This window comes from Rhizobium etli CFN 42 (assembly GCF_000092045.1).
Lineage (GTDB): Bacteria > Pseudomonadota > Alphaproteobacteria > Rhizobiales > Rhizobiaceae > Rhizobium > Rhizobium etli.
The window spans coordinates 2,455,326-2,476,103 of the sequence record NC_007761.1 but is presented as its reverse complement, the minus strand read 5'-3'; the positions used below and the strand labels follow the sequence as shown (position 1 = coordinate 2,476,103).

Here is a 20,778-nt window from a genome sequence, read left to right as displayed (position 1 = left end):
GCGGAACAAAAAAGCCGCCAGGTAGACTAGCGGCTGTTCGGGTGGTCGTCGCGTCGAATTCAGTTACGCACGGGCCCGCATCCGCTGGGAGCAGCGGTACCAATAAAATCGCGAGGCGTAGACAGAAGTGATCGACATGCGGCGTGTTTAGCGTGGCGGCCTTCCGTTGTCACGCAGAATCTGCGGCCTGAAAGAGGGCTTGGGCGTGCAGCAGTCTCCAATGCATCGAGCGTGGTCGTGACCAGCGGCCGCCTGTTTACCGGCACGTCAGGCGGAAAAATCGCTGTTTGCCTAACGGCCTCATCGGACTCGGCTGCCTCCGCTTGCCCGCGAAGCGCTTTCCTGAAATAGATACCTCGTCAGGTGCCCGCTTTCACGCGGGAGAATCGGGAATCCGGTGCAAGACCGGAACGTGCCCAACGCTGTAAGGCCGACGCCCGCCGCTTCATCATGCCACTGGGTTTTGCCGGGAAGGCTGCGGCAGACGGATGACGCCAAGTCAGAAGACCGGCCTGGCAAGATAGACCCAACCCGCGCGGACGGCGGGCGGTTGCGTTGTTGGGGATTTGACGATGCGACCCTTTGTTGAGGATGCCCTGTCGGAGGCATCCGGTTTTTCTCCGGCCGAACGCGAGGCCGTGTATCACGTGATCATGACCCGACGCGACGTGCGCAGCCAGTTCCTGCCCGATCCGTTGCCGGACGATGTCGTGGCGCGGCTTCTGACGGCCGCCCATCACGCTCCCTCCGTCGGCTTCATGCAGCCGTGGAACTTCATCCTGGTGAAAAGCGAATCCGTGCGCGCGCGTGTCCGGGACGCTTTTGCAAAGGCCAACGAAGAGGCGGCACTGATGTTCGACGGCGAACGGCGGCAGGCGTACCGCTCCCTCAAGCTCGAAGGCATCGTGGAGGCGCCGCTCGGCATATGCGTGACCTGCGATCCCACCCGCGGCGGCAGCGTGGTGCTGGGACGGACGCACAATCCGCGGATGGATTCCTATTCGACCGTTTGCGCAATCCAGAATCTCTGGCTTGCAGCCCGCGCCGAAGGGGTCGGCATCGGCTGGGTCAGCATCTTTCGTGAAGGCGACCTGAAAACAATCCTCGGCATACCCGAGCATATCGAGGTGGTCGCGTGGCTCTGTGCCGGCTTTGTCGACCGGCTTTATGACGAACCGGAACTCTCGGTCAAAGGTTGGCGGCAGCGGCTACCGCTCGAGGAACTCGTTTTCCATGATGGATGGGGACGCAACGACCCTTAGCAATTACTGCTGTTGTGGTTGCGGGCCCGGCGTTGCCGGATTGGCAAGGTCGATCGAGCCCTGGTCGCCGGCAAGGAATTGCGGGCCGACCTGACGGACCTTGTTCTGCGTGGGGTCGTAGGGACGTTCGGGAACGGATGGCTGCGGCGGGACTGATGCTGCCGCGGTATCTCTCGCCGGCGGATTGGTGCGGACCGTCGTGATCGAGCCCTGCTGCGGCGGTTCGCTCAGGGCCTGCTTGCCGCGCATCTCCTCGTAATAGGCGGTGAGATTGCAGGCGCAGGAATTTTTCTCACCAGGCGCGCGGTTCTTGTAGGCAAAGGCGTTCTTCATGGCGCTATAGGGCGCGCCCGTTGCGGCCGAGATCATGTTCGAGGCGTCGGTGCTGGTCACGTCGCGATAGAAGAGCTCCGTCTCGATGCCGGGGCACATCTTGGCACAGGTCTGGGCATCGCGGCCGAAATCGACCGAGGTGGTGTTCGAGCTGATCGGGAAGAAACCGCCGTCGCAGCTGCGAACGCAGATGGTGCTGACCGGCGAAAGCATTTCGGCCCTCGGCAGGCCGTAACGCGGATCGGCCTCTTCACCGCCGCCGAGCGGAATGAAAGTGTCGGTGCGCATCGCCTGTTCCTCGACGCTTGGGGCGGGCTCGCTGGCGCTGCGCTCTGTCGGGGCATAGAAATTTTCGCTGTTGCAGCCATTGCGTTCGAGTGCCGCCGTCAATTCTCGGCGCGCGTCGTCATCGCCGGCCTGGCTGCGCAGCTCGTTGCGGCGGTCCTGGAGATAGCGGATATTGTCGATCATCCGGGCTTCGGCGTCAGAAAGCTCGGCGCAAAAATCGGCATTCTCACCGCCGATCACGACCATGCTGCCTGAGGTGCAGCCATAGCTGCGCAGATCGTTGCGGACTTTGCGCAATTCGAGGTTTTGCTCGGCGATTGCGCTGGCATATTGGCGCGCTTCCGGACCGTTATTGTTGCCGATCGATCGTGGTAGGTCGGCAAGGCGACCGCGCAAGTCGTTGCAAATAGCGCTACTCTGTGCGGCGGCCGGCGATGCCAGCGCAAGCACAAGAGCAAGAGACAGGTGTCGGCGTTTCACGGCGTTGTCCGGGAATGAGAAAGTGTCGATCGGTCAAAGGTGGCGTCCATCCGCCGTACCTTGTCTCTTAACGTGTTTCTCTTAATAAGCTTGGATCAATTCCTAGCGCATTTTCGAGATTTTATCCAGAAGATGCAGGTAAATCCGTCAGGTAAGTCGGCACAGCCTTGCACCCGGAGGCGGACACTGCAGCCGTCAACAGCAGTTCCCTTCTTCATACGAATTGTTATTCTCGGCGCTCGTTCCTGTGGGGAATTGGCTTTCACTGAGGATGAAGCAATGCGCTACATGCTGATGCTGCATGCGGACGAAACTGCCGGGAGCTCCATAGCGCCCGAGGACATGGCGCGCTTCATCGGGCAGATGTATGCCTATCAACAAGCGCTGGAGAAGGCGGCTGCGTTCGTCTCGAGCAATGCGCTCGTCAACTCCTCTGAGGCCAGTCTCGTTCGTGTTCAAGGAAACGAGGTCAGCGTTCTGGACGGCCCTTATGCCGATGTTCGCGAACAGTTCGGTGGGTACTTTATCATCGACGTCGCCGATATGGACGAGGCCAACAAATGGGCGGCACGCTGCCCTGCCGCGACCTGGGGAACCGTTGAGGTTCGTCGCATCAGGGACGCGTCGGAATATGCGGGATGACGGTTTCTGGTTCCAGCGTTGCCCGAGGTGTAGCAGAGCGGGTGGCGCGCGAGAGCTACGGCCGACTCGTCGCTTATCTTGGCGGGCGCTTGGGTGATATCGCGTCCGCCGAGGATGCGCTCGCGACGGCTTTCCTCACGGCTCTCGAAAAATGGCCTGTCGATGGCGTGCCCGACAACCCTGATGCCTGGCTGTTGACCATCGCCCGCAGGCGCAAGCTCGATGACTGGCGCAGGGACAAAGTGAAGGCGAAGAGCGCCGATCATCTTGCCCTCATTGCTGAGGAACTCTCGACCGCGGCGGAAATGGAAGAAGAGATTGCGGACAGGCGACTGGCGCTCATGTTTGCCTGCGCACATCCCGGCATCGATGTCTCGGCGCGAACGCCGCTGATCCTCCAGACCGTGCTGGGCTTGACCGCTGCAGATATCGGCGCACGGTTTCTCGTCTCTCCTGGGGCCATGGGGCAGAGGCTTGTAAGAGCCAAGGCGAGGATCAGAGATGAGAAAATTCCGTTCCTTGTGCCGGAGAAGGAGGAACTGTCGCACCGCTTGCCACCTGTACTCGCCTCTATCTATGCCGCCTATACCAGCGGGTGGATGGACCTCGACGGGGCGGAAGCGCTTGGACAAGAGGCAATCTGGCTCGCAAGCGTGGTCGTATCCCTGCTTCCGCAAGAGCCGGAACCGAAAGGTCTTCTCGCGTTGATGCTTTATACGGAGGCGCGGCGATCGTCTCGCAGAGGCCCCGACGGCGCATTCGTACCGCTGGATAGCCAGGATGTCGGACTTTGGGATCGCAGGCAATTGCGCCTCGCCGAAGGACTCCTCAGAGAAGCAAATGCAAACGGTCCGACCGGCCGCTACCAGATCGAGGCGGCCATCCAATCTGCTCATGTCGCGCGCCGTTTGAGCGGTATCTCAAACTGGCAGGCCGTCGTTTCTCTCTACGACGTACTGGGCAGGATTGCCCCGTCGCCTGTCGTGACACTCAATCGGTGCGTGGCCCTCATGCGGATAGGGCAGGTGGACGCGGCTCTTGATGACATACATGCGCTTGCCCGCGATCCGCGAATGGCCGACTACCTGCCGTATTGGACGGCCCGCGCGCAGATTTGCGCCGATCTAGGCAGGCATGTCGAGGCGGCGGAAGCTTTCACGATCGCTATCGGATTGTGTTGGTCGGAGGCAGAACGACGCCACCTCGAAGGACAGCGCTCAAAAATTTTGTGTTGATGCGAGCATTTTTTGCGCGGCCTGTCGAAATCGAGAACTCCTCCACGACATCCATTTGTCCAACCAAGGAGTACGATATGACCACCACTTCAATAACTGTCCAGAGCATCTTCGCCTCCGCCGCCGTTTCCAACTTTGACGAGGCGCTCATCTGGTATGAGAAGCTCATGGGACGTCCCGCAGATAGCAAACCGATACCGGGCATGGCTCAGTGGCGTAATATGAGCGGAGCCGGCCTGCAGGTCTGGAAGGATGACGAACGTGCCGGCAACGGGATCATAACGATCGTCGTCCCCGAGCTCGAGGTTGAGCTCGAAAGGCTTTCGCGTCAGGGCTTGCAACTCGCCAACAAAATCGAAGGCGACTTTGGGCGCGTGGCTCAGATATTCGACTGTGAGGGCAACCGGATCAACCTGGCCGAGCCTCCCAAACGATCTGCGAACAGCTGACGTCGCCGTCTCCAGGCCGTTCAGCCTTTGGCCCAGAGCAATGCCTGCTTTGGGCCAAGGCCAGAAGCGGCTGCCAGACCATCGGCGCCGCTGACATCAGTAGTTGACACAGCGGAAGGTACAATTCCAATGTCCGCTTGGGGCAACGGGCTTAGCGAAGGCGAAAATGGCAGTCATTTCCAACGAGCTATGCTCCCCCGCAATGACAGCCGGGGTGCCGGAAGCTCAACACGGGCTCCACGTCTTCGTGGACGGTTGTTATGACCCCTGTTCCGGGCACGGAGGCTGGGCCTTTGTCGTCTATCGCGAGGCGGCGGAAATCGCGTCCAGCTTCGGCGGTGTGCGTGATTCCGCCAATAATTCGATGGAATTGACCGCCGTCTTGCAGGCAGTCATGTGGATCAATAGCGAAGCAACGGGCGAAGCCGCGACCATCTGGTCGGATTCGATCTATGCCGTCAAAGGCTGCAACGACAGGCGGCACATTTGGAAGAATAACGGCTGGAAGAAAAGCGGTGGGAATGGGAACGCCCGAAGCCGGACCATCGCTAATACGGAACTCTGGAAAGCGGTCGATCTTCAACTATCACAGAATGCCCTGGTAACCATTGCCTGGTGCAAGGGCCATTCCGGCATAGCCGGCAACGAACGCGCGGATGAGCTTGCTGATGGAGGGCGGCTGTCGGCAAGGGGCACGTGATCCGGGATTTGAACGGGCTGCTGATGCTTGGGACATCCCTATGGCTGTCTGGCTCGGGCCCAGCGGCTGCACCTTACCCTGATCCTTGCCGGGGTCGAGCCACTGGTCTCGACCCATCCTGCGGACCCCGCAAACGGGGCGACGGACGTGCCCTGCTGGGAACGGAGAGGTTCGGCATGGTTCCTTCGCCCGTTTAGGTCCAGCATCAGCTGACGGCGTCATTGGAGCCAATCAAGCTTGAAAATGTGCCTGCGCGTCAGCTTCGTTCATGCGGGCGCGACGACTGATCCTTCTTCTTGGCCAAGGTGTTTCTCCTGGCAAGCTCGGATACCCGGATGCGATCATTGGGCGAAGGTCCCGCCGATATGATTGAAGGCATGCAGCACCGTTACTTTGGAAGGCGTGAATGCGGCATCTCGTGGAAACTTCGAGTGATCGAGGGCCAATCGGCGTTGAGATCGGGGATCATGTGGAGCCCCGGATGACGAGCTTGCCGGGCAGGGAAACGGTCTCCGCATCGACGCGTCCCGTTATCATCCCGACGATCAGTTCGACCATCTGGTGTCGCGGCTGCTCGTATGTGGTGAGGCTATAGGCGGAGGATCCGCCGAGTTCGTAGTTGTCGAAGCCGACGATCGCCATGTCTTCCGGCACTCTCAGGCCGTACTTCCCTCGCATTTCATCCATTGCCCCGATCGCAAGAATGTCGTTCTCGCACATCAGGACATCGACGCGGTCGGTCGCGTTCGTACTGTTCAGATACTGGCGAACCGCCTCTGCTCCCGCCTGCGCGCTGTATCTTTCCGCTGACAGAACCGCGATGTCGCGCACGCCCTTTTCCTCCCAGAACTCGGCGAAGTGCTGCCGGCGTCTGAGCGCGGTCGAAAGCACGGTTGCCCCGGTCATGAAGCCCGGCCGCCGATAGCCGCGTTCATGCAGGTGATCCACGATGTCCTTGAGCGCCCGTTCGGCATCGCAGACCACTGCCGGGACCCCATCGATCTGGCTGTCGCGCGCCAAAACGAACATGGGCGGCATGCCGCGTCCGAGCTGATGATCCGTCAACGTTTCATTGCGAAACGCCGTACCGAACAGGATGATGGCATCCACCTGTCGTTGGTCGGCATGGAGCAGGGCATGAACATGGTCGAAATGATTGTTGATATTGATGAGCATGACGACCAATCCGGCCGCCTGCAGCCGTTCGGTGAGCGTCTCCAGAAATGGTAGCTTTTGCGGGTTGGCAAAATCGTCGACGAAGACGGCAACCTGGTGCGTTGCGTTGGTGGCAAGACTGCGGGCAAGAAGGTTCGGCGTATAGTTGAGTGCCGCCGCTGTTTCCAAGACCTTACGTTTGCTTTCCTCAGTTATCGACGCGCCGGGTGTGAAGGCTCGGATAACAGTCCATTTCGAAACGCCGGCCGCTTCCGCCACCTGCTTTGCAGTCGCCCGCTTGCGCATTACGCCTCCCGAAGCAAATGGAACAAAAATTCCATTTGCGGATTCTAGTGAAATGATTGCTTGATTTTAATTCATTCGCGAATATCATGCACCTGTTTGCACCCGGTAGCAAACATTTTGCACCCGGTAGCAATCGTTTTAGCCGCACGTTGGAGTGGGCGATGTGGAGGAGGACAACATGAAGTCTATTTTGAAGAAGCTTGCCTATAGCATGGTTGTGGTCGGAATCGCGGCCTCGTGGTCCGTCGGCGCGAACGCACAGGAACAGCCGAGCATTATCGCCGTTACGCACGGCCAGGCTTCCGATCCGTTCTGGTCGATCGTCAAGAATGGCATGATGCAGGCGGGCAAGGACAGCAATGTGAAGGTGGACTACCGCGCGCCGGAGACCTTTGACATGGTGGCGATGGCGCAGCTCATCGAGGCTGCGGTGAACCAGAGCCCGGCCGGCATCATTGTCTCCAATCCTGATCCGGATGCTCTTGGCCCGGCAATCGAGAAGGCAGTCGCAGCCGGCATTCCTGTCATCTCGATGAACTCCGGCATCTCCGCTGCCGAAAAACTCGGCATCAAGCTGCATGTTGGCCAGGACGAGCTGCCAGCGGGCATCAAAGTCGGAGCAAAGCTGAAATCGCTCGGGCTCAAGCATGTCCTCTGCGTCAACCAGGAGGTCGGCAATGCGGCGCTCGACCAGCGTTGCGCCGGCACGGAGAAGGGATTCGAAGGCGGTAAGGTAACCGTTCTGCCGACCACCGCCGATCCCGCCGAGATCGAATCCAAGATTCAGGCGGCACTCACCTCCGATCCCTCGGTCGATGTTGTGCTCGGCCTTTCCGCTCCGCTCGTCGGGGAGCGTGCCGTCGCGGTCGTCGACAGAATGGGCGCTGCCGACAAGGTGAAAGTTGCTTCCTACGACCTCTCGGCGGGCTTCCTCAAGGCGGTCGCCGACGGCAAGGCCTTGTTCGCGGTTGATCAGCAGCCCTACCTGCAGGGTTACCTGCCCGTGACATTCCTCGCGCTCAGCGCCCGCTATGGCACGATCCCGGCAGGAAACGTCGCCTCCGGCCCGAGCTTCGTCGAGAAGGACACGGCCGCGCAGGTCATCGAAAAATCCTCCCAGGGTATCCGATAAGCAGAGCCCACGGCAGCCCCTGACCTGGGGGCTGCCACCATCACTGCAGGCCGGCACACGCGTGACGACACTGTCCGCCTGATGACCGGTTCGTATGGACAACAAATAATTCAGAGGAAACAACCATGACGCTGGCGAACGAGCAGAACGGGGCTGCGACCCGATCCGATGAGCGCCTGAAAAAGGTTTCGGCGGTGACCGCGCTGCTGCGGCGGCCCGAACTTGGCGCGGTCGCCGGTCTGGTGCTTGTAACCATCTTCTTCTTTTTCACCGCCAATCCGGCGATGTTCACGCTGGCGGGGGTGATCAATTTTATGGCTCCGGCCGCCCAGCTTGGAATCCTTGCCATCGGAGCGGCTTTGCTGATGATCGGAGGGGAATTCGACCTTTCGATCGGATCGATGGTGGCTTTTGCCGGCCTCGTCTTCGGCACCGCGCTTGTCGTGCTGCACCTTCCTTTGAGCGTCGCAATCCTTATCGCGATGGGTTTTGCCGCGGTGATCGGCGTAAGCAACGCCCAGATCACGATGCGTACCGGGCTTCCGTCGTTCATCGTCACGCTTGCCTTTCTCTTCATTCTTCGCGGCCTGACCCTTGTTGGCCTCAAGTGGGCGAGCGGCGGCGCCACGCAGCTGCGCGGGATGAAGGAGGCCGCGGTCGGTAGTCCTCTCGCGCCGATCTTCTCGGGCGATGCCTTCACCGGCTTTTTCACCTGGCTCGGCAGCCGCGGCATCATAGAGACCTTCCCGAACGGGCTTCCGAAGGTGGCGGGCATACCGGTCGAGATCCTGTGGTTTATCGCAATCGCCTTCGTTGCGACCTGGGTGCTGCTGAGGACACGTTTCGGCAACTGGATCTTCGCCGCCGGCGGCGATCCGCGGGCAGCCCGGAAGTCGGGCGTTCCGGTGGCCCGCGTGAAAACCACCCTTTTTATCATAACAGCGCTCTGCGCGACGCTGGTTGCCATCCTCACCGTGCTGGATGCCGGTTCCACCGATGCTCGCCGCGGCTTTCAGAAGGAATTCGAGGCGATCATCGCCGCGGTCATCGGCGGATGCCTGCTGACCGGCGGTTACGGCTCGGCGATCGGCGCCTTCTTCGGTTCCATCGTTTTCGGCATGGTTCTGATCGGGCTGACTTACACGTCGATCGACCAGGATTGGTATCTCGTGTTCCTCGGCGGAATGCTGCTGATTGCGGTCATCTTCAACAACGTCATTCGTAAACGCGTCACGGGAGAACGCTGATGAGCATGTTTCAGACGCCACTCGTCGAGGTCAGAAACCTCGTCAAACATTTCGGATCGGTCATCGCCCTCAACGGCGTCTCCATGAGCGTGAACGCAAACGAAGTGCTTTGTCTGCTCGGCGATAATGGCGCCGGCAAGTCCACCCTCATCAATACGCTGGCCGGCGTGCATAAGCCAACCTCCGGTGATTTTCTGGTTGAAGGCCAGCCCCGGCTGTTTTCCGGTCCGCGAGAAGCTCTCGATGCCGGAATTGCGACCGTCTATCAGGACCTTGCGATGATCCCCTTAATGTCGGTGACGCGAAATTTCTTCATGGGACGGGAGCCGCTGAAGGGATTTGGCCCTTTCAAGAGAATGGATATGGAGCTGGCCGACAACGTAACGCGCGACGAGATGCATCGGATCGGTATCGACGTGCGTGACCCCCAGCAGGCGGTCGGCACGCTCTCCGGCGGCGAACGCCAATGTGTGGCAATCGCACGTGCGGTCTATTTCGGCGCCAAGGTTCTGATCCTCGACGAGCCAACTTCCGCACTCGGCGTCGCACAGACATCGATGGTTCTCAAATATGTCAGCCAGGTACGCAGCAGGGGGCTCGGCGTGATCTTGATCACCCATAACGTCCGCCATGCATATGCGGTCGGTGATCGCTTCACCGTGCTCAATCGGGGCAAGACGCTCGGCACCTATGCGAAAAGCGAGATCGGCATCGAAGCGCTGCAGAATCTGATGGCCGGCGGCAAAGAACTGCAGTCGCTGTCGGAGGAACTCGGCGGAACCATCTGAGCGCCCCCTCCGGACGCACTTCATTCGGTGCGGCGCCCCGGTGCCGCGCCACCAAAACTCATACCCGAAACACAGGGAAACATCTGCATGACGACTGCCAGGAACTCTTCCTTCCCGCTAGCAGCCTGCGCTGAAATGCTGTGGCGCGACAAACCGATCGAGTGGCGCGCGTCTCGCCTCAAGGAAATGGGCTTCGGTGTCGGTCTCTGGAACTGGCCGGAGCACGACCTGAACAAGCTCGAGGCGACCGGTGCGACCTTCACGATCATGAATGGTTATCTGACCGGCCGGTTGACAGACGATGAAGGCGCCGACGAACTTCTCAGGACGGCGCGAGAAACGGCGCAGGTCGGAAAGCGGCTCGGCGTTCAACGGCTCAATCTGCATGGCACGGGGCTCGGAAATCGAGGACTGCCGCTTCAGCCGGTCGAAGTCGTTACGGGGGCAATGTGGCTGAAGGCACGCGACACGCTCTGCCGCATCGTCGACATGGCCGAAGAAGAGCGCGTCACGTTTACGCTCGAAAACCTCAATCTGCCGGTGGACCATCCTGGCGTGCCGTTCGGCCGCGCCGAGGACACGCTGGCGCTGGTCTCGAGCGTCGATCATCCGCGGCTCCGGCTTAACCTCGACCTCTATCATGCTCAGATCGGCGAGGGGAATTTGATCGAGCTTTGCCGGAAATGCCTGCCCTGGATCGGCGAGATTCAGGTCGCCGACGTACCAGGCCGATGCGAACCGGGAACGGGCGAGGTGAACTGGAACGGCATCGCCAAGGCACTGAGTGCCATGGGTTATTCCGGCCCGGTGGGCATGGAGGCCTGGGCCGCCGGCGATGCGGACTCCGCGCTCGAAGCCTTCCGCGCTGTATTCACCCTCTGATCAATCACAATCACACTGGACCCATCAGATGCCCAAGACCAAATCCATCAATATCGGCCTCATCGGTGCCGGCCGCATAGGCTCCTTTCATGGCGAAACCATTGCCCGCCGCCTCGTCGATGCCGAGCTCGTTGCCATTTCAGATCCGGCACCGGGTGCCGCCGGCAGGCTGGCCGAGACGCTCGACGTCGACGCAGCCTACAGCGGTGTCGCCGAGTTTCTGTCGCATCCCGGCCTCGACGCGGTGATCATCGCGACACCGGCACGGTTCCACACGAATGTTGTCGTGCAGGCTGCGGAAGCAGGCAAGGCTATCTTCTGCGAAAAACCAATGGCATTGACGCTCGAGGATGCTGATCGGGCAATCGCTGCGGCACGCGCGGCTGAGGTTCCGCTTCAGGTAGGCTTCAACCGACGCTGGGATCAGTCCTTCGCGGAGGGACGCGCCGCCATTGATGCCGGCAAGGTGGGCGCGCCGCAGCTTGTCCGCTCCCTCACGCGCGATCCCGGTCCCTTCGGGGCCGATCCCGACCGCATCCCGCCATGGACCATCTTCTATGAAACGCTCATCCACGACTTCGACACCTTGCTCTGGCTCAATGCGGGGGCAAAACCAGTCGAGGTTTTTGCCGTCGCGGATGCGCTCATTCGCCCGGACGCCAAGGAGAAAGGCTTCCTCGATACGGCCGTCGTGACCATTCGTTTCGACAACGGCTCCATCGCGGTTGCCGAAGCCAACTTCTCGGCGCTTTATGGCTACGATATCCGCGGTGAGGTGTTTGGCTCCGCCGGCATGGTGACGATGGGCGACGTCAGGCGTTCCAGCATGACCCTGTTCGATCAAAGCGGTGTATTCAGCGATACCTGGCGGCGCGATACCGACCATTTCATCCATGGCTATACGGCGCAGCTCGCCTCGTTCGTACAATCCGTTCGCAAGGGCAAACTGACCCAAGGACCGACCGGAAGCGATGCGCGCAATGCGCTGGCGATTGCGATCGCCAGTATAGAGTCGGTCTCCCGGAAACAACCTGTGATCATCGCCTGAGCACGTGGATGCGCCGCTTTTGCGGCGCATCTCATTCCAAAGCGGAGCACGTCAATGGATCTGAACAGCACGGTGAAGAGGCCAAGCGACATCGGTGAACTGAAGAGCATGATCGTCGCCGCCGGTCTGCGGCTTCCGGAGCAGCAGGAGCGGGTCGCACGGATCGCTCTCGTCCGACCTGAAATGATCGCCTTCGGAACCATAAGCTCCGTCGCCATCGAGTGTCACGTTTCTCCCTCGACGGTTGCGCGTGTCGCCACCTCCCTCGGCTTCGACAGCTTCAAGGAGTTCAAGGCGTGCTTCCGCCAGCACTTGCGAAACATCTCCGCGAGTGCTGGTTATCCGTGATTCCTCTTGGTCGCAAAGCCGGCTTATGCCGGCTGCGATGCCTCGACGACAGCGAGTGCGGCCATGTTGACGACGCCGCGCGAGGTGACCGAGGGAGCGAGAATGTGAGCGGGCAGGGCGGCGCCGAGCAGGATCGGGCCGACATGCAGTCCATCGGTCATCGACTTCACTACGCCGAAGGTGATGTTGGCGGCGTCAAGGTTCGGGAAGACGAGCAAGTTCGCCTCGTCATGCAGCGTGGTATCCGGCATGACCCGCTTGCGCAGCGCTTCGGTGATGGCGCTTTCGCCGTGCATTTCGCCGTCGACTTCGAGATCGGGCGCGGTTTCGCGAACGAGATGCAGCGCGTTGCGCATCTTGGTCGCACTTTCGGATTCGCGTGAGCCGAAGTTGGAGTGCGAGACGAGGGCGGCGCGCGGAGTGATGCCGAAGCGGCGAATTTCCTCCGCCGCGAGCACGGTTGCCTCGGCAACTTCCTCTGCGCTCGGGTTGAAGGTCACGTAAGTGTCGGTGAAGAAGGTGGCGCCGCGCTGCGAGATCATCAGGCTGAGGGCGGAGAAATCGCGGACATCCTTGCGCTTGCCGATGATCTGGCGGACGTCGCGCAAGTGCTTTTCGTAGCGGCCTTCCAGGCCGCAGATCAGCGCATCGGCCTCACCGCGCCTCAGCGCCAGCGCGCCAATGACGGTCGTATTTGTGCGCACGATGGTGCGGGCAGCTTCCGGGATGACGCCGCGGCGGCCGACGAGGGAGAAATAGAGATCGACATATTCGCGGAAGCGCGGATCGTCTTCCGGATTGATGACCTCGAAATCCTGCAGCGGGCGAATGCGCAGGCCGTAACGCTTGAGGCGCGTCTCGATGACCTGCGGGCGGCCGATCAAGATCGGTTTGGCCAAGCCTTCCTCCAGCAGCACCTGGGCGGCGCGCAGCACGCGCTCATCCTCGCCTTCGGAGAAGATGACGCGCTTGCGCTCGGCGGTCTTTGCCGCAGTGAAGATCGGCTTCATGACGAAGCCGGAGCGGAAGACGAAACGATTCAGCTGATCGAGATAGGCGTCGAAATCCTGGATCGGGCGGCGCGCCACGCCGCTCTGTTCGGCGGCTTTGGCGACTGCAGGGGCGATGCGCAGGATGAGACGCGGATCGAAGGGGGAAGGGATCAGATAGTCGGGGCCGAAGACCGGGGTCTCGCCGGAATAGGCGCGGGCGGCTACATCGGAGGGTTCTTCGCGAGCAAGTGCTGCGATGGCGCGCACGGCAGCCATCTTCATTTCCTCATCGATCGTCTCGGCGCCGCAATCGAGCGCGCCGCGGAAAATGTAGGGGAAGCAGAGAACGTTGTTGACCTGGTTGGCGAAGTCCGAGCGGCCGGTGCAGATCATTGCGTCGGGGCGGGCGGCGCGCGCGAGATCCGGCATGATCTCCGGCGTCGGATTAGCAAGGGCCATGATCAGCGGCTTGTCCGCCATCTGCGCCAGCAGCTCCGGTTTCAGGACGCCGGCGGCCGAGAGACCGAGGAAGACATCGGCGCCACCGATATTTTCGGCGAGAGTGCGCGTGTCGCTCTTCTGCGCATAGACGGACTTCCATTCGTCCATCAGTTCGGTGCGGCCCTCGTAGACGAGGCCTTCAATATCGTGGACCCAGATGTTTTCGCGTTTAGCGCCGAGCGTCACCAGCAGATTGAGGCAGGCAAGGGCGGCCGCTCCTGCGCCCGAGGCGACGATCTTGACGTTCTCGATCGCTTTACCGGCAAGTTCCAGCCCGTTCAGGATTGCGGCGGCGACGATGATCGCGGTGCCGTGCTGGTCGTCGTGGAAGACCGGAATTTTCATCTTCTCGCGTAGGCGCCGCTCGACCTCGAAACATTCCGGCGCCTTGATGTCTTCGAGGTTGATGCCGCCGAAGGTCGGTTCCAGCGATGAAACGGTCGAGACCATCTGCTCGACGCTTGCCGCGTCGATCTCGATGTCGAAGACATCAATGCCGGCGAATTTCTTGAAGAGAACGGCCTTGCCCTCCATGACCGGCTTCGAAGCCAGCGGGCCGATATTGCCAAGTCCGAGCACGGCAGTGCCGTTGGAAATCACAGCGACAAGATTGGCGCGCGAGGTATAATCGGCCGCTGTCTCCGGATTGTCACGGATGGCAAGGCAGGGGGCGGCAACGCCGGGTGAATAGGCAAGCGCCAGATCGCGCTGGTTGCCGAGCGGCTTGGTCGCCTGAATCTCCAGCTTGCCGGGACGGGGATAGCGATGGAAGAAGAGCGCCTGCTCGTCGAGATCGCCGCCCGGCAGGTTCTTGTCCGCCTTGGATTTATCCTGATGATCCATTGCCGCCTCCGTGCACGTCTTTTTCTGGAGTTCCCTCCATACATCAATCGGATACGGGCGACAGTATGGAAATGGGGAATGAGGAAAGTTTTCGCGTTGGAGGGGCGGTATGAGGCGTGATTGCAGGCTGGACCGTCCACGTCTTCATCCTGCGGGAATGATGCCTGACCTGAAGGAGGCGCAGAGACTCCGCGACGCTTCTTCCTCAGAAAGTTCTTTCGCACAGCGCAACGAGCGCCGCCGCCTACAACTTATGGGCTAATTCACGGGGATTGCTGCATGGCGGAGTTCGGATCAAATTCGAATGTCAATTCAACATCAAACCACAGGTTTCTTCAGCCGCGCCGGAGCTAATCCTTTTCGAAACTTGTTTGCGGCTGTTGGCAAGCGCAAAATGCCTGCCGCGACGGTGCGGGGCGCCGGTCGCAGGGAGGAAATCATGGACAATTTGAACCTGACGACCCTGCAAAAGGGGCAGACAATGGTCGATGACGTGGCCATGGATGCTTTTGCCAGTGGATTTCGCGGCAATCTCCTGACCAGCGGCGATACGAACTACAATGAGGCGCGGGCGATCTGGAATGCGATGATCGACCGCCGGCCGGGCCTTATCGCGCGTTGCGCGGGTGCTGCCGATGTGGTGCGTGCGGTGCGGTTTGCACGCGACAATAATCTGCTCGTCTCGGTGCGCGGCGGTGGCCATGGCATTGCCGGCAACGCCGTCTGCGAGGGTGGTGTCGTCATCGACCTGTCGGCGATGAAATCGGTCCGGGTCGATCCCGAGATACGACGCGCCAGGATCGAGCCGGGTGCCACACTTGGCGACATCGACAAGGAAACGCTGGCCTTTGGGCTGGTACTGCCGACTGGCATCAATTCGACGACCGGCATCGCCGGGTTGACGCTCGGCGGTGGTTTCGGCTGGCTCACCCGTAAGTTCGGGCTGACCCTCGATAATCTGGTTTCGGTCGATGTGGTGACGGCCGCTGGCGAACTGGTCAAGGCGAGCGAGACGGAAAGACCGGATCTCTTCTGGGCACTACGTGGCGGCGGTGGTAATTTCGGCGTCGTCACCTCCTTCGAATTCCAGCTCAACCCGCTGCATTCCGAAGTGCTCGCGGGGCTGGTGGTGCATCCCTTCGACGATGCGGAGAACGTTCTGCGGGAATATCGTGAGGCCCTGGATGCGGCCCCCGATGAACTGACCTGTTGGGTGGTGATGCGCCAGGCTCCGCCGCTGCCGTTCCTTCCAGCGGAATGGCATGGCAAGGAGATCGTAGTGCTCGCCATGTGCTATTGCGGCGACATTGCAGCCGGTGAACCCGCAACGGCGCGATTGCGGGCGATCGGGAAGCCGATCGCCGACGTCGTGGGTCCCGTGCCATTTACCGGCTGGCAGCAGGCCTTCGATCCGCTTCTGACACCGGGGGCGCGCAATTACTGGAAGAGCCAGGATTTCGCCGCACTTTCGGATGCGGCGATCGATGTTCTCCTCAGCGCCGTGCGTAAGTTACCGGGACCGGAATGCGAAATATTCATCGGCCATGTCGGCGGCGCGGCTGGCCGTGTTCCGACTGAAGCCACGGCGTTTCCGCAGCGCAGCTCGCATTTCGTCATGAATGTTCATGCACGCTGGCGGGAAGGCTCGATGGACGGAAGTTGCATCGGCTGGGCGCGCGAGCTGTTCGACGCGACCAAACCGCATGCGGTCGGTACTGCCTATATCAATTTCATGCCGGAGGACGAGACGGATCGGGTTGAGATGGCTTACGGCGCCAATTATGCGCGTCTCGCTGAAATCAAGCTGCGCTACGATCCGAACAATCTGTTCCGCATGAACCAGAATGTGAAGCCGATGGCGGCTGTGCGGGCCGCCTGATCGATAAGGCTCGGCGACTGCAAAAATCCTTCCCCCACTAAGGGGGAGGGAGCAAGTCGTGGTGCGCCAACTGGAGCAGACACCGAAACGATGAAATGGATCCGAGCCTCATCTTTGCTGTGCAGGATCAGCCACCAAGTCTCGGGGTGATCGTCACGTCGGCACCATGGGCATCGCGCAGCTCGCCTTCCTCTCCAGGCAGCCGGTCGGCCGCACGGTGCAGCAGGATTGACGCATAGCCTTGCGAGCGCGTGCCCTCGATCAGCGTAACGTCGGCATTTCCGGGATTGTCGGAGCGCTCGAACCATTCGACAGGGCGGTGCAGAAAGTTCATTTCGACCGCCCGATTGGTAACGCCGTGGCCGACAATGGCGATGTTCTGGTCGTCGTTCTCGCCGTCGCGCATGACCGTCTGGAGGAAGAGGCGAACCCGTTGGGCAACATCCGCCCGGCTTTCGCCATCGGGTGGACGCGCATAAAACTTGCCGCTATTGCTGCGTAGCCGCGCCCATTTTTCGAATTCTTCCGGGAACTTCTGTTTTCTTTCGGCCTGGTCATAGATTTCGGTGAAGAGGCCGAAATCCTGTTCGCGCAGCAGATAATCTTCCCTGACATCGCTGACGAAATCTTCCGGAAGGGCTTCGAGCAACGCATCCTTGCTCTGTCGTGTTCTCAGAAACGGGGAGTACCAGATGCGCAGCTTCTGAAATCCGTCATCCGGCAATCCCCGCAGATAGGATGTGATCACGCAGCCGGCCTCCAAAGCCTGCCGATAGCCCCATTGCGTCAGGGGCACGCTGTGATCGCCGAACTGGCGATAGGCCCGTTCGTCGATGTTGCCGAGGGATTCGCCGTGGCGAACGAGAAAAAGGCGCATCAGCCTCCCCGCATTGCGGACGTGGAATCGCCGCATCATGAACGCGAGCGATGCGCAGGGCAACATTGCGGGAAGGCAATTTGCGCCGCGACGATAAGCTTATTCCACTTGGGATAACCAGCTTCGCAGGGCTTTTCCCCAGCTTGTCATCTTCCTGAAACACGAGTCTGGTTTTGGAAGGCTAGATGAAAGATGGGGCATGAGCGGCAGCTCGTGATAGACATGATGGAACCCAGACATTTCCGCACGCTCTTCATTTCCGATGTCCATCTCGGCTCGAAGGCCGCGAAGGCTGATTTCCTGCTGGATTTCCTGCGCTACCACGAGGCGGACACGATCGTGCTCGTCGGCGACATCGTCGACGGCTGGCGCCTGAAGCGCAACTGGTATTGGCCGCAGGTCTGCAACGACGTCGTCCAGAAGCTGTTGCGCAAGGCGCGCAAGGGGACCCGCGTCGTTTATATCCCAGGCAATCATGACGAATTTCTACGCGACTTCCCGGGCATGCATTTCGGCGGCATCGAGGTCGTCGAGCGTATGATGCATGTCGGCGCGGACGGCAAGAAATACCTGATCCTGCACGGCGACGAGTTCGACGTCGTCGTCCGTAACGCCCGCCTGCTCGCCTATCTCGGCGACTGGGCCTATGATACGGCGATCCGGATCAACATTCTGCTCGCGGCCGTACGCCGCCGCCTCGGCATGCCCTATTGGTCGTTCTCCGCCTGGGCGAAGCTGCAGGTCAAGCATGCGGTCAATTTCATCGGCGAGTTCGAGCGCGTCGTGGCCGAAGAGGCCCGCAAGAGCGGCGCCGACGGCGTGATCTGCGGTCACATCCACCACGCCATCATCCAGGACATGGACGGCATTCGCTACATCAACACGGGTGACTGGGTGGAAAGCTGCACGGCGGTTGCCGAACATGCCGACGGCACCTTCGAACTGATCACCTGGCGGGCGCTTGCCATCGCCGTACCGGCGCTTACCGCCGTTGAGCGTCCCGAAGAGGCGGAACTCGCCCCGCAGGCGGCGTGATTTTAGCGCCGCCGCAATCGTGACGGCTCTCCAGCAATTTAGCCGTTACTGCGAGGTGACAGGCCAATTTATTTCTTAAAACGTTTCCGGACGGCTATTTCTCGCAATAGTCGCCTCCCGGGTGGTGTGTTAGGACAACGTCCAGTTTCCTTCAGGTCCACCCATGATTCCCGCTCAACATTTCCCGGGTGAGGGAGCGCCGCCGCGCTTCCGGCTGCTCAGCGCGCTATCCTATTGCGCGCCGCTTCTCGTCAATGGCGTTGTGCTGCCATTCTTCCCGGTATGGCTGGAAACCCACAGTTTCAGCGACCATGAAATCGGCATCATCCTTGCCATACCCATGGTCGTTCGCGTCCTGGTGGCGCCTGTCGTCGCCATGATCGCCGACCGCATGAAGGAGCGCGCCGACGTGTTGCTCTGGTCGAGCGCCCTGTCGCTGCTGACGGCAATCGCGCTTTATTGGACAACGAGCTTCTGGCCGGTGACGATCGTCTTCGCCCTGCAGGGCGCTACCTTTGCGCCTTATCTGCCGGTCGTCGAATCGATCGTGATTTCGGGCGTGCGCCGCTGGGGACTCGACTATGGGGCAATGCGGGTGTGGGGGTCGATCGCCTTCATCATCTCGACGCTCCTCGGCGGTCAGCTGATAAGTCGGTGGGGCGGCAGCATGGTGCTCATCGTCATGGTGTTCGGCTTCACGATGACGGTGGTGATGGCGATCTTCTGTCCGCGGATCGGGCCGACGCGGCGGCGCGGCCAGCCGATCGACCTTCCGGCGGCCACAGGTCGCGGCCTGCGCGAACCGCATTTGCTGCTGCTTCTGATCGGGGTCGCCATCCAGCAGTCGAGCCATGCGGTGCTCAATGCCTTTTCCTCGATCTATTGGCATCAGCTCGGCTTTTCCGGCGCGCAGGTCGGTTTGCTCTGGAGCGCCGGCGTTGCCTCCGAGGTGATGGTGTTCTTCCTGTCGAAGCGTCTCAATCGACGCTTCAACGCCTGGACGCTGATCCGCTTCGGCTGCGCTGTCAGCGTCTGCCGCTGGATCCTATTTCCCATGAATGCCGGCTTTGCCGGCTTCTTCCTGCTGCAATGCTTCCACGGCTTCACCTATGCCTTCGTGCATACTGGCGTGCAGCGGCGGATCGTGGCGACGGTGCAGGAAACGCAGGAGGCCTCGGCGCAGGGCGCCTATTTCTTTTATGTCGGCATGGCGATGGGCTTGATGACCGTCGCTTCGGGCTATCTCTACGCCTGGCTCGGCCTCGTCAGCTATTACGTCATGGCGCTCGTCGCGCTTTCCGGCCTCGGGCTCGTCATCTCAGCCTATTATCTTCAGCCCCAGAGGGCGCTTTCCGGTGGAAAGACCAGAGAAGCGGCGTAGCGCAGGCCGTGTTCGCGGTCGCGTGCAAGCAGCAGCGGTCCGTCGAGATCGACGAAATCGGCATTCTGCGCGAGCAGCACGGCCGGTGCCATGGCGAGCGAGGTGCCGACCATGCAGCCGATCATGATCGAAAAGCCGAGTCTCTCGGCTTCGGCCTTCATCGCCAAGGCCTCCGTAAGGCCGCCTGTTTTGTCGAGCTTGATGTTGATCGCATCGTAACGGTCGGCAAGGCTTGCGAGGTCTCCGGTGTGATGCACACTCTCGTCGGCGCAGACCAGCAGCGGGCGGCGGATTTCGGCAAGCAGCGCATCGTGGCCCGCCGGCAGCGGTTGCTCTACGAGGGCGACACCGGCCTCGGCGGCAACATGGAGATGCCGTTCAAGATCGGCCTCAGGCCAGCCCTCGTTGGCATCGAGAATGATTGCAGCATTGGGTGCGGCTACGCGGACGGCGCGGATGCGGCTTTCGTCGTCGCCAGTGCCGACCTTGACCTTGAGCAGAGCGCGACCGGCATGTTCGCGCGCCTGCGCGGCCATCACTTCAGGCTCACCGAGCGAGATGGTGTAGGCTGTCGTGAGCGGTTTGAGCGCCGCAAGGCCGAGGCGGGTGGCGACCGTTTGGCCCGTCCGTTTTGCTTCGAGATCCCAGAGCGCGCAATCAACGGCGTTGCGTGCCGCACCCGGCGGCATCGCCGACAAGAGATCGTCGCTCGCAATGCCGGATTCGACCAGCGGGCGCGCTGCATCGATCTGGGCGAAGACGCTCTCCATGGTCTCGCCGTAGCGGCGGTAGGGCACGCATTCGCCGTGCCCTTGCACGCCTTCTTCCGTGACTGTGCAGGTAATGACCTCGGCCTTTGTCTTTGCGCCGCGCGAGATGGTGAAGGTCCCGGCAATCGGAAAGGAATTCATCTGGATATCCAGGGTGCGCGGCATTATTGCTATCCTGCGAGCATGGAAATTGGACGTTGCTTCT

General features: G+C 60.9%; 19 protein-coding genes and 1 riboswitch. Of the genes, 14 read left to right on the top strand and 5 right to left on the bottom strand.

The genetic code is table 11. The annotated features are described in order from the left end of the window. The first annotated feature begins 344 nt into the window (after positions 1 to 344). Positions 345 to 530, top strand: a riboswitch (cobalamin riboswitch). Between the two features lie 42 nt (positions 531 to 572). Then, a complete protein-coding gene (gene bluB / locus RHE_RS12095) occupies positions 573 to 1,262 on the top strand; it encodes a 5,6-dimethylbenzimidazole synthase (protein WP_011425627.1) in 690 nt (229 codons plus the stop codon). 3 nt (positions 1,263 to 1,265) lie between these two features. On the opposite strand, the gene RHE_RS12090 is transcribed toward bluB, so the two are convergent. After that, the gene (locus tag RHE_RS12090; protein WP_011425626.1) at positions 1,266 to 2,363 is read right to left on the bottom strand and encodes a DUF2865 domain-containing protein; all 1,098 of its coding nucleotides are present in this window, start codon (positions 2,361 to 2,363) and stop codon (positions 1,266 to 1,268) included. Between the two features lie 279 nt (positions 2,364 to 2,642). Between RHE_RS12090 and RHE_RS12085 the strand changes: the two genes are divergently transcribed. The 4 genes from RHE_RS12085 (at position 2,643) to RHE_RS12070 (ending at position 5,389) form a co-directional block, all read left to right on the top strand. After that, positions 2,643 to 3,005, top strand: coding sequence for a YciI family protein (locus RHE_RS12085; protein ID WP_042118568.1), 363 nt, complete (start codon positions 2,643 to 2,645; stop codon positions 3,003 to 3,005). Then, positions 3,002 to 4,240, top strand: a complete 1,239-nt coding sequence (locus RHE_RS12080; RefSeq protein ID WP_011425624.1) for an RNA polymerase sigma factor — start codon at positions 3,002 to 3,004, stop codon at positions 4,238 to 4,240. Before RHE_RS12085 ends, RHE_RS12080 begins: the two co-directional genes overlap by 4 nt. A gap of 77 nt (positions 4,241 to 4,317) precedes the next feature. Continuing rightward, complete coding sequence (locus RHE_RS12075; RefSeq protein ID WP_011425623.1) at positions 4,318 to 4,689, top strand: VOC family protein; 372 nt, start codon at positions 4,318 to 4,320, stop codon at positions 4,687 to 4,689. A 166-nt stretch (positions 4,690 to 4,855) separates the two neighbouring features. Then, positions 4,856 to 5,389: a ribonuclease H family protein gene (locus RHE_RS12070; RefSeq protein WP_042118566.1), complete on the top strand. Its 534-nt coding sequence runs from the start codon at positions 4,856 to 4,858 to the stop codon at positions 5,387 to 5,389. A 465-nt stretch (positions 5,390 to 5,854) separates the two neighbouring features. Here RHE_RS12070 and RHE_RS12065 read toward each other — a convergent pair whose 3' ends face one another. After that, complete coding sequence (locus RHE_RS12065; RefSeq protein ID WP_011425621.1) at positions 5,855 to 6,850, bottom strand: LacI family DNA-binding transcriptional regulator; 996 nt, start codon at positions 6,848 to 6,850, stop codon at positions 5,855 to 5,857. 178 nt (positions 6,851 to 7,028) lie between these two features. Here RHE_RS12065 and RHE_RS12060 point away from each other — a divergent pair, with 178 nt between their 5' ends. The 6 genes from RHE_RS12060 (at position 7,029) to RHE_RS12035 (ending at position 12,295) form a co-directional block, all read left to right on the top strand. Continuing rightward, positions 7,029 to 7,982: a sugar ABC transporter substrate-binding protein gene (locus RHE_RS12060; RefSeq protein WP_011425620.1), complete on the top strand. Its 954-nt coding sequence runs from the start codon at positions 7,029 to 7,031 to the stop codon at positions 7,980 to 7,982. A 125-nt stretch (positions 7,983 to 8,107) separates the two neighbouring features. Continuing rightward, positions 8,108 to 9,229 carry an ABC transporter permease gene (locus tag RHE_RS12055; protein ID WP_011425619.1) on the top strand — a complete coding sequence of 374 codons (1,122 nt, stop codon included), beginning with the start codon at positions 8,108 to 8,110 and terminating at the stop codon, positions 9,227 to 9,229. Further along, positions 9,229 to 10,017 (top strand): ATP-binding cassette domain-containing protein, encoded by a 789-nt coding sequence (locus RHE_RS12050; protein ID WP_011425618.1) that lies wholly within the window; start codon positions 9,229 to 9,231, stop codon positions 10,015 to 10,017. The genes RHE_RS12055 and RHE_RS12050 overlap by 1 nt, the downstream gene beginning before the upstream one ends. Positions 10,018 to 10,104: 87 nt before the next feature. Next, a complete protein-coding gene (locus RHE_RS12045) occupies positions 10,105 to 10,899 on the top strand; it encodes a TIM barrel protein (RefSeq protein WP_011425617.1) in 795 nt (264 codons plus the stop codon). A gap of 28 nt (positions 10,900 to 10,927) precedes the next feature. Further along, complete coding sequence (locus RHE_RS12040; RefSeq protein ID WP_011425616.1) at positions 10,928 to 11,947, top strand: Gfo/Idh/MocA family oxidoreductase; 1,020 nt, start codon at positions 10,928 to 10,930, stop codon at positions 11,945 to 11,947. 54 nt (positions 11,948 to 12,001) lie between these two features. Next, on the top strand, positions 12,002 to 12,295 hold the full coding sequence (locus tag RHE_RS12035) for a MurR/RpiR family transcriptional regulator (protein WP_011425615.1): 294 nt from the start codon (positions 12,002 to 12,004) through the stop codon (positions 12,293 to 12,295). A gap of 23 nt (positions 12,296 to 12,318) precedes the next feature. Here the strand turns inward: RHE_RS12035 and RHE_RS12030 are convergent, their stop codons facing one another. Next, positions 12,319 to 14,631, bottom strand: coding sequence for an NADP-dependent malic enzyme (locus RHE_RS12030; RefSeq protein WP_011425614.1), 2,313 nt, complete (start codon positions 14,629 to 14,631; stop codon positions 12,319 to 12,321). Positions 14,632 to 15,070: 439 nt separating this feature from the next. Between RHE_RS12030 and RHE_RS12025 the strand changes: the two genes are divergently transcribed. Continuing rightward, positions 15,071 to 16,510 (top strand): FAD-binding oxidoreductase, encoded by a 1,440-nt coding sequence (locus tag RHE_RS12025; protein ID WP_011425613.1) that lies wholly within the window; start codon positions 15,071 to 15,073, stop codon positions 16,508 to 16,510. Between the two features lie 127 nt (positions 16,511 to 16,637). Here RHE_RS12025 and RHE_RS12020 read toward each other — a convergent pair whose 3' ends face one another. Beyond that, on the bottom strand, positions 16,638 to 17,387 hold the full coding sequence (locus RHE_RS12020; protein WP_011425612.1) for a histidine phosphatase family protein: 750 nt from the start codon (positions 17,385 to 17,387) through the stop codon (positions 16,638 to 16,640). Positions 17,388 to 17,579: 192 nt separating this feature from the next. On the opposite strand from RHE_RS12020, the gene RHE_RS12015 reads away from it, so the two are divergent. Both RHE_RS12015 and RHE_RS12010 read left to right on the top strand, forming a co-directional pair. Beyond that, the gene (locus tag RHE_RS12015) at positions 17,580 to 18,422 is read left to right on the top strand and encodes a UDP-2,3-diacylglucosamine diphosphatase (RefSeq protein WP_042118563.1); all 843 of its coding nucleotides are present in this window, start codon (positions 17,580 to 17,582) and stop codon (positions 18,420 to 18,422) included. Positions 18,423 to 18,585: 163 nt separating this feature from the next. Next, the gene (locus tag RHE_RS12010) at positions 18,586 to 19,803 is read left to right on the top strand and encodes an MFS transporter (RefSeq protein ID WP_011425610.1); all 1,218 of its coding nucleotides are present in this window, start codon (positions 18,586 to 18,588) and stop codon (positions 19,801 to 19,803) included. Here the strand turns inward: RHE_RS12010 and dgcA are convergent. After that, entirely contained in the window at positions 19,755 to 20,738 is a 984-nt protein-coding gene (dgcA, locus tag RHE_RS12005) for an N-acetyl-D-Glu racemase DgcA (RefSeq protein ID WP_011425609.1), read from the bottom strand. The two genes, RHE_RS12010 and dgcA, sit on opposite strands and share 49 nt — an antisense overlap. Between the last annotated feature and the right edge of the window lie 40 nt (positions 20,739 to 20,778).